Here is a 12,027-nt window from a genome sequence, read left to right as displayed (position 1 = left end):
GGGCGTTGAACGATCCTTTTATCGACAATCCCGATCTCGTCGCCTGCGCGCAGATCGTTGAAAAGGGCGACCCAGAGCGGTTTCAGGCCGTGATGGCGGTACCGGTGGCGGCGCGTGCCGTGCTGTTCCCGATCTATGCCATGAATGTCGAGGTCAGCCGTGCCCCTTGGGTTACACAAGAGCACATGATCGCCGAAATGCGCCTGCAATGGTGGCGTGATGCCTTGGCCGAGATTGCCGAAGGGGGCCTGGTGCGTCGTCACGAGGTGGTGACCCCTTTGGCGATGGTTTTGCCGCGCGACATGGCCAAGCGTCTGGATGATCTGGTGCTGGCGCGACGCTGGGACATTTACCGCGATACGTTTGAGGATCAGGCCGCGTTCGAGGATTTTATCGGCAACACCTCTGGCTTGCTGATGCAGGCCGCAGCGGCGGCGCTGGGCGACACGGATGACCGCACCGCCTATGCGCTGGGCTGGGCTTCGGGCTTGGCCAGTTTCCTGACGGCGGTGCCCGAGCTTGAGGCGGCAGGGCGCGTGCCTTTGGTGGATGGTCGGCCAGAGGCCGTGCGCGCATTGGCGCAAAAGGGGCTGGAAAAGCTGGTAGAGGCGCGCAAATTCCGCGGAGCAGTCCCCCAAGCCGCACGCGCCGCTTTGCTGTCTGGATGGATGGCGCGCCCAATCCTGAAACGCGCAGCGACGCAACCGCATCTGGTGGCTGCGGGCACTTTGATGCCGTCAGAGGCAGCGCAACGCTGGCGCAAATTATGGGTGTCTCAGACCGGGCGCTGGTAACGCGGCCTTCGGGTTATGCCAGTTGGTCTTTGGGGCGCAGAACCAGCCAGATCAAAGCAGCACCGGCCAGCATCAGGAATGGCACCATGGCGATATTCACCGCCGCCCAACCTGCTTGGGCAGAGCCGCCTGAGCAATTCATCAACCCACCCGACGCCAAAGACGCCACGGTCACGCCGCCAAATACGATCAGGTCATTCATACCCTGCAAACGGCCGCGCTCTTCAGCGCTATGCGAACTGGCGAGCATGGCAGTGGCCCCGATAAAGCCAAAGTTCCAGCCCAACCCCAGCAGGATCAGCGCAATGAAGAAGTTTTCCAGCGCGACGCCCTGCAACGCGACAAACCCCGCCCCGGCAAGGATCACAAGACCGGTTGCAATGATCTTTTCCGCGCCAAAGCGCGCGATCAGATGTCCGGTAAAGAAACTCGGAGCGAACATGGCCAGCACATGCGCCGTCACCACATATCCTGCGATAAAGGTGAACTGTTCGCGCAGCGTGCCCTCGGGCACCATGTTGACCAGATAGTCGGGCAGCTCGGTTTCTCCGGTCAGGCCGCAGCCGACGACAGCCAGTGGCGTTGAGGTCATGACAAGGTTCATGAGCGCATAGGAAACCATGGCGGCGATGATCGCCACGGCAATGCGCGGCGTGCGCAACATCTCAAGCCGGGTTCGACCTTGCGGTGCGTCCAATGCGGGCTTTTCCGGCTTTGGGATATCCAGAAACAGGAACAGGATCGCGCCAAAGGCGTTCAAAAGCGCGACGGCAATATACGTCCCGAAGAATGGGATTGGTCCAAAGGCCAGCGACGAGAAATTGCCAAGTTGCGGGCCAATCACTGCTGCGAGCAAGCCACCGGCCATGACATAGGAAATCGCCTTGGGGCGGAAATCATCCGAAGCTGTGTCAGCAGCGGCAAAGCGGTAAAAGCCCTGCGCCGACATGTAGACCCCGGTCACCAGGCTGCCGAGCAGGAAGATGACGAAATTGGCCTGATACAACCCCAGCGCAGCCACTGCCGCGCCAAGCGCGCCCATAAACGCCCCCAACAGGAAACCCGCGCGCCGCCCATGGCTTTGCATGAAAGATGAGACCGGTGTCGCCGCCAGCATCGAGCCCAAAACGATGAAGGAAATCGGCAGGGTGGCAAAGCACGGGTTCGGGGCCAATTGCTGCCCGGCCAGACCGCCAACGGTAAAGATCATCGGCATCTGAGAACCCAGAACAGCCGAGGCCATGACCAGGACGGTCACATTGCGCTTGGCTTGACGATCATCGGGGATTTGGGTCGCATCTGTCATGGCGAAAGGGGTAAGGGGAGTTGACCTATATAACAAGTACTGAATGTGTGTATCAATACAAAGTAACTGAGCATACCGCCCTGAATGAGACCAAGAGCTGACTTGGGTTTTCTGTCTCAACCCCTTATCAAACTTGCATGAAACGCGTTTTGATCATTGGTGGCTCGGTTGAGGCCTGGCATCTGGCTTGCAGCCTGGATCACGCGACTGTGTGGTTGCCTGAACCGGAACGCGTTGCGCGTGACTGGCCTTGTCCTGTTGCGCAAGGGGCGTTGCCCGCCTTGCATCAGTTCGATGTCATGGTCATTGCCTGCCACCCCTGTGATGGAAACACGGCCGGGATGTGTTGGCGGGCTGCTAAGGCTATCGACCTGCCTGTGGCTTTCCTGCGCCGTCCGGCTTGGCGAGCAGGGGCGCGGGACCGCTGGGTTCTGCTGCGGTCTGAACGTTCTGCTGCAGCGGTCATTCCCACTGGCGCGAGGGTTTTGACAACGCTCGGCCGTCAGGGGCTGGGCGAGCTCAAAAGCCTCAAGGCGCATGTTTTGGCGCGGCGATTGGGTGCCCCGGGCGGGGCGTTTCCGCTTAGGCATGGTCGTTTCCTGCCTGCCAAAGGCCCTTTCGCAATTGCGCAAGAGGAGCGTTTCTTGCGCAAGGAACGGGTTGACTGGCTGCTGCTGCGCAACGCAGGGGGGCCGGGGGGCTGGCCCAAACTTGCCGCAGCTCGGCAACTGGGTCTCAGCGTCGCCATGGTGGCGAGACCCGCCTGGCCGGGCGGGGTGAGCTGCGCAAGTGTTGCAGAGGCAAAGACATGGATAGATCGGAAATAGGGCGCATCATCACGTCGGATGCTTGTGTGGCAGAAGGGGCCGCTTGGCTTTCGCAGCATGATGCGCGGTTTGCGACGGCGCTGGAGGCCACTGGCCCCTTGCCTTTGCGCCTGCGTGATGACGGGTTTGCGCAACTGCTTAGCGCCATTGTCAGCCAGCAAGTTAGTGTCGCCTCGGCCCGCGCTATTTGGGCGCGCCTTGAAACAGCGGGCATGATCACGCCTGAGGCTGTCGCCAGTCAAAACGAAGAGCAACTGCGCGGGCTAGGCCTGTCGCGGCAAAAGGCCAGCTATGCTTTGGCTCTGGCAGAAGCCGGGATCGACTTTGAAGCGCTGCGTGACATGCCTGATGCGGACATCGTCAAAACCCTTGTCGCCGTCAAAGGCATCGGTGTCTGGACCGCCGAAATCTACTGCATGTTCTCCCTAGGGCGCGCCGATGTTTTCGCCCCCGGTGATCTTGCTTTGCAAGAGGCTGCGCGCATCCTCTTTGATCTGTCCGAGCGTCCCAAGGAACGCGCCCTGCGTCAGATGGCCGAGGCCTGGAGCCCGTGGAGAGCGGTTGCGGCGCGGCTGCTCTTTGCCTACTACCATGTGGCAAAGGACAGAGAGGGCATTTCATGACACGCGTTTTGCAAGCAGGCCGCAAGGCTCCGTTTTCTGGTGACACTCGCTCTTGTGTGGTGTTCCTGCATGGCTACGGGGCCAATGGCGCTGATTTGCTGGGTCTGGCCGATCCTTTGGGAGAACATCTGCCCGATACGCTGTTTGTGGCTCCTGATGCACCCGAAGCCTGCGCCGGTGCGCCCTTTGGCTTTCAGTGGTTCCCGATCCCCTGGATCGACGGCTCTTCCGAAGAGGAAAGCATGGAGGGCATGGGGCGTGCTGTCGAAGACTTGAACGCCTTTCTTGATGCCCTCATGGTCGACGAAGACCTGCTACCCGAACAGGTTGCAATCTTTGGCTTTAGCCAAGGCACCATGATGGCTCTGCATGTAATGCCCCGTCGCGAAGACCCGGTTGCTGGCGTCGTTGCCTTTTCGGGTCGTCTGCTGCAACCGGAATTGCTGGTCGATGAGGTGCAAAACACACTGCCCGTTCTGCTGGTGCATGGCGATCAGGACGATGTCGTGCCGGTGCAATCCTTGCCCGAAGCCGCCGAAGGGTTGCAAGCCGCTGGCTTCAAAGAGGTGTTCGCGCATATCCAGAAAGGCACCGCTCACGGAATCGCCCCGGATGGGCTGTCAGTCGCACTGGCCTTTCTGCGGGATAAATGCGGGTTCTGATCGCGTATCAAAAATTTGATCTTCTCAAAGGTTTGATTTCTGCATAGCTTTTCAGAGAATTTCTGAGAGGCCTTATGCGACGTATTTTTTTGACAACCGCCATCACGCTTTTTCCAGCAATCTCGGCAGGGCAAGAGCTAATGCTGTTTGACGCATCCACTTTTGGGGATGTCGTCCTTAGACAAAACCAGTCGGCGATGGTCGGGGTCGAGCTTGAGGCGCAGATCGGCTCTTACAATAATGAATTTATCGCCAATTACGGAACGCAATCCGTTTTTGCCCGGGCGGGGCGTTCCGTTGGTCGTCTGGATATTCTAACCGATAAAGGGCACGCGCCGTGCACCGCTTTCTTGTTGAATGACAATAGGTTGATGACCAATCATCATTGTGTGCCAGGAATTCTGGAGAATGATCGTCTTGGGGCAAGCGCCATTATCTCGGTACAATTCAAAGCGGGTTATGTGCGGGACGGAATTGAAGAAGGGGTGAAAACCTTTCACGTCAACCCGCAGCCCTTGGAGAGCTCCAAAGATCTTGACTATTCAGTTTTGAAGTTGATTGGCGACGCAAATTCAGAATTCGGAGCGTTGGAATTGTCGGCCGCGGAACCCATAAGCCTGGCTCCTTTGTGGATCATCGGCCACCCAATGGGAGAGGCGCAGCGCATCAGCCGGGAAAAATGCCAGGCTGACGATCCGGCTTTGGCCTCGGGCCGAGTGCGTCATACATGCGATACCTTGCCGGGCAATTCCGGCTCTCCGGTTTTGGATGCCGATAGCAAACAGGTTGTTGCTCTGCACCATGCAGGATCTCGCGCAGGGGCTGTAAATTTTGCCATACCCATGCGCGACATCCTGAGCCAAAGCCAAATCCTAAGAGCCGTGGCGAAACCCTCTCAACGAGATGATGTCGACGTGGCGAAACTCCAGGCACAGTTGCAAGCCCTGCAGGCCGAACGCGAGGATGCCGAGGCTGCTATCGAAGCGCAGCGTGTTGCGGCATTGGCTGAGCAGCAGGCCTTATTGAATGAGTTGCGGGATCTTAAAGCAAAACGCGATGACGGAGACAATTCGGCCAAGTTGGAGCAAGAGCTGGCGGCATTGCGCGCAGAACGTGAGCGCCTCAAGCAAGAAGCAGAGCAACGAGTGCAAGAAGCGTTGAAACTCGCCGGCGGTGTAAGTGTTGAGGAAGAAAGCCAAGAAATTCTCGACGCAATGTTGGCTTGTTACAACGAAGCAGCCCCATCGGACTATATTGATGATATTCGCCCTGGACTGCGCTTCAGTGGCAAGACCTTCTCCGAAGTTAACAGTGCCAAGGCGAAAGCAGCCTGCGAAAAGGCATTGAGCCTTGTTCCCGATGATCCCACAGCGATCACCCTTCTGGGGCGCGCTTATGATGCGGAGGAAAACTATACCAAGGCGATAGAACTCTACCAACGAGGCGCTGATCTTGGGAACACGACGGCCATGAATAACTTGGGGGCCAAGTTTGAACAAGGTTCTGGCGTCTCAAGGTCCTACGAAAAAGCGTTCGAACTATATCAGCAGGCAGCGAGCCAGGGACATGTCTTTGCGACCATCAATTTGGGGGTGCTGTATCAACACGGCAAAGGTGTGCCACAATCGGATGAAAAAGCAGTCGAATACTACCAAATTGCAGCTGATCAAAACTCGGCCCGCGCGCAAGCTAATTTGGGATGGATGTACGAAAAAGGGCGCGGTGTTCGCCGCTCAGACGAATTGGCCGCAGAGCTATATCTAAAAGCCGCTGCGCAGGGTTATCCAAGGGGGCAGAATAACCTTGGTTGGATGTATGAAACGGGCCGCGGTGTTCCGCAATCTGTAACTGAGGCGGTGAAGTGGTATCACAAGGCCGCCGAGCAAGGTAACGTTCAAGCTCAGCTCAACCTGGGCCACCGCTACCGCGACGGGTTTAATGGGACGCAGTCCCATGAGACCTCTGTGATGTGGTTTCGAAAAGCTGCGGATCAAGGAAGCGCACGCGCGAAAGGCAGCCTGGGATACGCCTATGAAAAAGGACTGGGCGTCGACCAATCCTATGAAAGGGCCGTTAGCCTGTATCGCGCTTCTGCAAAGGCTGGCACGGCTTTTGCACAACATAACCTTGCGGTCATGTACAGAAATGGAACTGGTGTCACCCAATCAAATAAGGAGGCGTTGAATTGGTACCGTGCGGCGGCCCATCAAGGATATGCCAAATCTCAATATTCTATTGGAATTATGTATGCAAATGGGCGCGGCACCCGCCAGTCCAAAAAGGTAGCAGCGGATTGGTATGAAAAGGCCGCAGAACAAGGATATGCGCCTGCGCAAAACTCACTTGGTGTACTCTACGAGCGAGGGGAAGGCGTAAATCAATCTGACCTTACAGCGGTGAGGTGGTACCGTCAGGCGGCAAACCAAGGGCATGCAAGGGCGCAAAACAATCTTGGTTTCTTCTATGAAAATGGCCGTGCTGTTCAAAAATCCCCCAAAAAAGCGGTAGAGTTGTACATCTTGGCGTTGAAGGGCGGGCGCAAGTGGCTGGTGACGAACCGAGACCGGTCTGACTGGGATCCTGATACGGCGCGCGCAATGCAGCGTGAGCTCAAGAAATTGGGTTATTATTCGGGTCCAATTGACGGAAAAATTGGCAATGGAACAGTTTCCGCAATGAGAAAGCTGCTGCCCGGGTAAAGGTCTGTTTTGGAGGTATGGTTTAACCGCCCCAAAGTGGCAATCCTGATGCCCGGGGCGATTCAAATCGCCTGTCACACACCCGTAACAGAATCGTCTTATCCACAGGGACAATACTGTATCTAGCGGGGGTTGCCTTAGTCTAAACGCGAGATATAGTGTTACAGAGGTTGGGGCGGTCCCCGCCCCGGTCGCTTGGCGTAAAGCAGACAGGGCGAGGGAAGAGTCCCCAATGGATGGTGATTTCAGGACAGAATTTGTACGCGAGCCGGGTGCGCTCAAACAACATCCTGCATTGGTGTTGAATGCGGATTATCGTCCGCTTTCCTACTACCCGCTCAGCCTTTGGCCCTGGCAGGATGCGGTCAAAGCGGCCTTTCTCGACCGGGTCGATATTGTCGCTGAATATGACGAGGTGGTGCGCAGCCCCAGTATGACGCTGCGAATACCCAGTGTGGTTGTCCTCAAAGATTATGTAAAACCGAGAAAGCGCGTGGCCTTCACGCGCTTTAATCTTTTTTTGAGGGATGAGTTTCGCTGTCAGTATTGCGGGGCCAAGGGGGATTTGACCTTTGACCATGTTGTGCCGCGCGCAGCGGGCGGGATCACCAGTTGGGAAAATGTGGTGGCGGCCTGTTCGCCGTGCAACCTCAAAAAAGGATCGCGCAGTCTGCGCCAAACCGGAATGTCGCTGTTCAAACCCCCGCGCCAACCCTCGGCGCAAGAGCTTTTGAACATGGGGCGGCGTTTCCCGCCAAACCATCTGCATGACAGCTGGGTGGATTACCTGTATTGGGACGCAGAATTGGACGCCTAGGGGCAAGATCAGGTAAATCCTACGGACGCATGGAGCGCTGCAAAGCAGCGGCGTTGACCGCTTGAAATTGACCCCGCCAGTTCCTGCGCGTTCAAAGCCCCTGCTTTATTGCCCTTCCTGCGCCAGTGGTGTCAAATCAATGCATCCTGCCCCTAAGGTCTTTGCTATCGGCTTGCAGAAGGGGCGCGGGCGCGGATAAGTTGCCGCCATGGCTGATATCCCGCTCTCCACCAAAATCGCACAGACCCTTGCCGAAGAAATCATCCGCTCGGATTTTCAGCCCGGTGACCGTTTGGCGCAGGATCACATTGCGAAACGGTTTGAGTGTTCCCATGTGCCAGTGCGCGAGGCCCTGGGGCAATTGGTGACCATGGAACTGGCCGAGGCGGTCCCGCGTCGTGGCGTGCGGGTGGTCAAGCTGAGCTCTGACGATATTCGCGACATTCGCGATATGCGCCTGGCTCTGGAACCTTTTGCTGTGTCTCTGGCCGCGTCCAGGGTGACACCGGCGCAGTTGTCCGAGATTGACGATCTGCGCCTGAGCTGCGATCGCGCGCAGGATGCGGTGTCATGGGAGCGTGCCAATCGTGACTTTCACCTAGCGATTCTGCGCCCCTGCGGCCGCAAACGTCTGTTGAAGACGGCAGAAAATCTACAAAATCTCTCAGCCTGGCATTTTCATGTCAAATGGAGTCAAGGCTGGCGTCGCAAAAGTGATCCAGACCATCTTGCCATAACCTTGGCAATGAAAAAGGGTGACGGACCAACGGCTTCTGCGGTTTTAAAGCGGCATTTGTCGCGCGGGTGAGCCGCCTCAAATCATAGAGAAATCTGAACTGGTTGCAGCATCCAAGGGGGCTGACCCCGTGTTGCTGCAAAATTCTTCTTGCGGGTCACTTTTTTATATCGATAAAAAGGGTGAATCTTAACCTTGTTGCAAAAAATATCGATAAAAGGAAAATCCAATGCAGATCGCACTCACACGCAACGGATTGCTGACCCGTGTCTTGCTGGTTGTCTTTGCCACAGCCTTGCTGACCCTGTCGGCCAAAATCAAAGTCCCGTTTTACCCGGTGCCCATGACGATGCAGGTGGCTGTTGTCCTGCTGCTTGGCGCGGCGGGTGGTGCACGCTTTGCCTTCCAATCTTTTGGCGCGTATCTGCTGGCAGGTGCCGCCGGCCTGCCTGTCTTTGCTGGCACTCCGGAAAAAGGCATTGGCTTGGCTTATATGACTGGTCCGACCGGGGGCTATCTGCTCGGCTTCCTTGTGGCGGCCGTTTTGGTTGGATGGGCTGCGGATCAATTTGGGCGCAAGGGCATGGTGCTGTCACTGCCTGTCGCGCTGGTGGCCATCTACGCGCTTGGCGCGGCTTGGCTGGCGCAGTTTGTTCCTGCTGACAAAGTCATGGCCTACGGTGTCTCCCCCTTTGTTCTGGGGGATCTGTTCAAGCTTTGCCTTGCCGGCGTTCTGGCCTGGTTTGCACCTGCCAAACTGACCAGCCTCATCCGAGGCAAAACGGATGTTTGATCTGAACAACTCCTCCGTGGCCGAGACTGCGGATCAGGCAGAGGCGCTGTTAAAAGCGCCTCTGCTCGACCTTCTGCATCAGTCGGCAGACGTCCATCGCGCACATCACGACGTCACCGATATCCAAAAGGCGAGCCTACTATCGGTGAAAACCGGGGGCTGCCCTGAGGATTGCGCCTATTGCCCGCAATCAGCGCATCACAAAGAGGTTGGGCTGCAAAAAGAGCATTTCATGAACCCTGACGCGGTGATCCAGATGGCGCAACGGGCCAAATCCGCCGGGGCCGAGCGTTTCTGCATGGGGGCCGCCTGGCGCAAGGTGCGCGATGGGGCCGAATTCGACGCAGTGTTGGAAATGGTGCGCGGTGTGCGCGGGTTGGATATGGAGGCCTGTGTCACCCTTGGCATGTTGCAGCGTCATCAGGCCGAGGCTTTGGCCGAGGCGGGGCTGACCGCCTATAACCACAACCTCGATACCGGGCCGGAGTTCTACGGCGAGATCATTGGCACCCGCACCTATCGCGACCGGTTGGAGACGCTGGAGCATGTGCGTGTTGCGGGTATGTCCATCTGTTGCGGCGGCATTATCGGCATGGGGGAAAGCTTGCGAGACCGGGCGGATATGCTGGCGGTCCTCGCCAATTTCACCCCGCCACCGGAAAGCGTGCCGATTAATGCTTTGATTCCGGTTAAAGGCACGCCTTTGGGGCATTTGCCGCGGGTGCGTGCGCCGGAGATCATTCGCATGGTGGCGACGGCCCGTATCCTGATGCCAAAGGCCCGTGTGCGTCTGTCTGCAGGGCGGGATGGGTTTTCGATCTCGGATCAGATCCTGTGCTTCATGGCCGGGGCCAATTCGATCTTTTACGGCGATGAATTGCTCACCGCGCCTAACAGCTCGCTTTCTTTGGACAAAGAGCTGTTCGAAACCTTGGCGGCGATAGAATAGACCGCTTGTCGGCCCCCGGGGTTTGCTCTCGGGGGCACCGCATGGGGCAGGGGCAAGATTAAGCTCGGCGGTACACCCTAGTTTGTCTGCAACCGCGCGTCTAGGCACCCAAAAATTTTGCAAAATTTTTGCAGCGTCGAGGCTCAACCGGGGAGCTTGAGCTCTGACGCTTCGGCCCGGCTCAACTGTTCGCCTTGCTTGCGTCTCAACAAGACCTCCCGGGCTTTGGCATATTGTTCGTCCTGCCAGAAAATCAGGCATCCATTGCAACCCTTGCCACAACATCCATCAACGCCAACACGGTTGGTCTTGAACCGACGTGCATTGTCGTCTTTGCCGATCTCTTCGATCAGGGCGTCGCGGCGTTTTTCATAAGCCTTGTCATTGCGCTGCCCTTTGAGTTCCAGCCCCTGAGTCAGCTTGTCAAAGCGCACCCTGGCCCAATGTTCCTCGGTCAAGGCGCGTTCCTTGCGCAGCACGGTAAAGGTCGGGAAGCGGGCGCGCAGCTCGTCCAGATCTTCGTGATCGAACAGGGCAAATGGGATGCGGATTTTGGTTTTCGTTGATCCATGCACGGTGTCGAGCATTTTGCCATTCTCGGCATTTTCAAACTCATACATGCGCAGCAACACAGTGTCTCGCGCGATGGGGGAGACAAATTCCAGCACTTCGCCAGCCGTTAGCTTGTTTTTGACCTCAACAAGGAAAGCATCCTCCGTGACCTCAGTCACGACCCCGGCATATTCCCACTGGGCAATGGCGGCGGTGTGTTCATAGTCATGGGAATAATTGGTCAACCGCCCCTCGTGAAAGGCCAGCGTATAGCCGCGGTTCCCGACTGATTCCAGCTCGCGCATATAGGGTTTTGGGTCCCAGTTTTCCGGGTCAGCATAGTAGTCGTCAATCGCCATGCGATAGGCGCGCGCCACGATGGCGGCGTAATATTCCGACTTGCCGCGCCCCTCGACCTTGAGGCTGTCAACGCCGATTTTCAGGTATTCATCCAGTTTCGGCATGATGCAGAGATCGCGTGAATTCAGGATATAGCTGCCGCGATCATCCTCTTCGATCGGCATCAGCTCACCGGGGCGGCAGCCTTCTTCGAGCAGGAATTCAAACAGGTCAGCGTTTTCTTCGGTGATGCGGATCTCTTCACGGGTACCATCCTTGAGACGCAGCTTCAGCCCATAGTTCCAACGGCAGGAATTGGCGCAATTGCCCTGATTTGCGCCGCGCTCGGCCATAAAGTTGGACAGAAGGCAGCGACCGGAATAGGTCATGCACATTGCCCCGTGGACAAAGGCTTCGAGTTTGATATCAGGACACTTTTCGCGGATTTCGACCAGTTCCGGATAAGAAACTTCGCGCGCCAGAACAACCAGTTCTGCGCCTTGTGCTATCCAGAAATCTACCGAGAGCCAGGAACAGATATTGGCCTGGGTAGAGATATGCAGCGGCAGTTCCGGCGCGCGTTGGCGCACATATTGGAACACGCCTGGATCAGCGATGATCAACCCGTCGGGCTGCACCTTGCGCACCGTGTCAATATATTCGTCGAGTTTGGGGATGTCTTTGTTATGGCTGAACAGGTTCAGCGTCAGATAGGCGCGCCGCCCGTGATCATGGCAAAACTGAACGCCTTCGATGACCTCTTCGAGGCTGAATTCCGACTTTGTGCGCAGCGACATATCTGGCGTCCCCAGATAGACCGCATCCGCACCATAAAGGATGGCCATCTTGAGTTTGCGCAGATTGCCCGCAGGCATCAGAAGTTCGGAACGATGAGTGGTCAGATCAAAGGACATGGCGATACCAAAGCTT

The 12,027-nt window shown here is 57.0% G+C and carries 11 protein-coding genes; 9 read left to right on the top strand and 2 right to left on the bottom strand.

All coding sequences use genetic code 11. The annotated features are described in order from the left end of the window. Nucleotides 1-5: 5 nt before the first annotated feature. Entirely contained in the window at nt 6-794 is a 789-nt protein-coding gene (locus tag CLV87_RS14580) for a squalene/phytoene synthase family protein (protein ID WP_235871937.1), read from the top strand. A 13-nt stretch (nt 795-807) separates the two neighbouring features. Here CLV87_RS14580 and CLV87_RS14575 read toward each other — a convergent pair whose 3' ends face one another. Next, a complete protein-coding gene (locus CLV87_RS14575) occupies nt 808-2,100 on the bottom strand; it encodes an MFS transporter (RefSeq protein WP_099246503.1) in 1,293 nt (430 codons plus the stop codon). Between the two features lie 137 nt (nt 2,101-2,237). Here CLV87_RS14575 and CLV87_RS14570 point away from each other — a divergent pair, with 137 nt between their 5' ends. From CLV87_RS14570 to bioB, 8 genes are all read left to right on the top strand, one after another. After that, nucleotides 2,238-2,927 (top strand): precorrin-6A/cobalt-precorrin-6A reductase, encoded by a 690-nt coding sequence (locus CLV87_RS14570; protein ID WP_099246501.1) that lies wholly within the window; start codon nt 2,238-2,240, stop codon nt 2,925-2,927. Beyond that, nucleotides 2,909-3,550: a DNA-3-methyladenine glycosylase family protein gene (locus tag CLV87_RS14565; RefSeq protein WP_099246499.1), complete on the top strand. Its 642-nt coding sequence runs from the start codon at nt 2,909-2,911 to the stop codon at nt 3,548-3,550. Before CLV87_RS14570 ends, CLV87_RS14565 begins: the two co-directional genes overlap by 19 nt. Further along, entirely contained in the window at nt 3,547-4,212 is a 666-nt protein-coding gene (locus CLV87_RS14560; protein ID WP_099246497.1) for an alpha/beta hydrolase, read from the top strand. Before CLV87_RS14565 ends, CLV87_RS14560 begins: the two co-directional genes overlap by 4 nt. Before the next feature lie 74 nt (nt 4,213-4,286). Continuing rightward, nucleotides 4,287-6,911, top strand: coding sequence for a trypsin-like peptidase domain-containing protein (locus tag CLV87_RS14555; RefSeq protein WP_099246495.1), 2,625 nt, complete (start codon nt 4,287-4,289; stop codon nt 6,909-6,911). Between the two features lie 232 nt (nt 6,912-7,143). Beyond that, nucleotides 7,144-7,728: an HNH endonuclease gene (locus tag CLV87_RS14550; RefSeq protein ID WP_099246493.1), complete on the top strand. Its 585-nt coding sequence runs from the start codon at nt 7,144-7,146 to the stop codon at nt 7,726-7,728. A 208-nt stretch (nt 7,729-7,936) separates the two neighbouring features. Next, the gene (locus CLV87_RS14545) at nt 7,937-8,536 is read left to right on the top strand and encodes a GntR family transcriptional regulator (protein ID WP_099246491.1); all 600 of its coding nucleotides are present in this window, start codon (nt 7,937-7,939) and stop codon (nt 8,534-8,536) included. 157 nt (nt 8,537-8,693) lie between these two features. Further along, on the top strand, nt 8,694-9,257 hold the full coding sequence (locus CLV87_RS14540; protein WP_099246489.1) for a biotin transporter BioY: 564 nt from the start codon (nt 8,694-8,696) through the stop codon (nt 9,255-9,257). Next, nucleotides 9,250-10,206, top strand: coding sequence for a biotin synthase BioB (gene bioB / locus CLV87_RS14535; protein ID WP_099246487.1), 957 nt, complete (start codon nt 9,250-9,252; stop codon nt 10,204-10,206). Before CLV87_RS14540 ends, bioB begins: the two co-directional genes overlap by 8 nt. Before the next feature lie 143 nt (nt 10,207-10,349). Here bioB and CLV87_RS14530 read toward each other — a convergent pair whose 3' ends face one another. Then, nucleotides 10,350-12,011 (bottom strand): U32 family peptidase C-terminal domain-containing protein, encoded by a 1,662-nt coding sequence (locus CLV87_RS14530; RefSeq protein WP_099246485.1) that lies wholly within the window; start codon nt 12,009-12,011, stop codon nt 10,350-10,352. Between the last annotated feature and the right edge of the window lie 16 nt (nt 12,012-12,027).

Source organism: Pelagimonas phthalicica (genome assembly GCF_004364805.1).
Classification (GTDB): domain Bacteria; phylum Pseudomonadota; class Alphaproteobacteria; order Rhodobacterales; family Rhodobacteraceae; genus Pelagimonas; species Pelagimonas phthalicica.
Note: the sequence above shows the minus strand (reverse complement) of the source record. Positions and strands in the feature narration are given on the sequence as shown.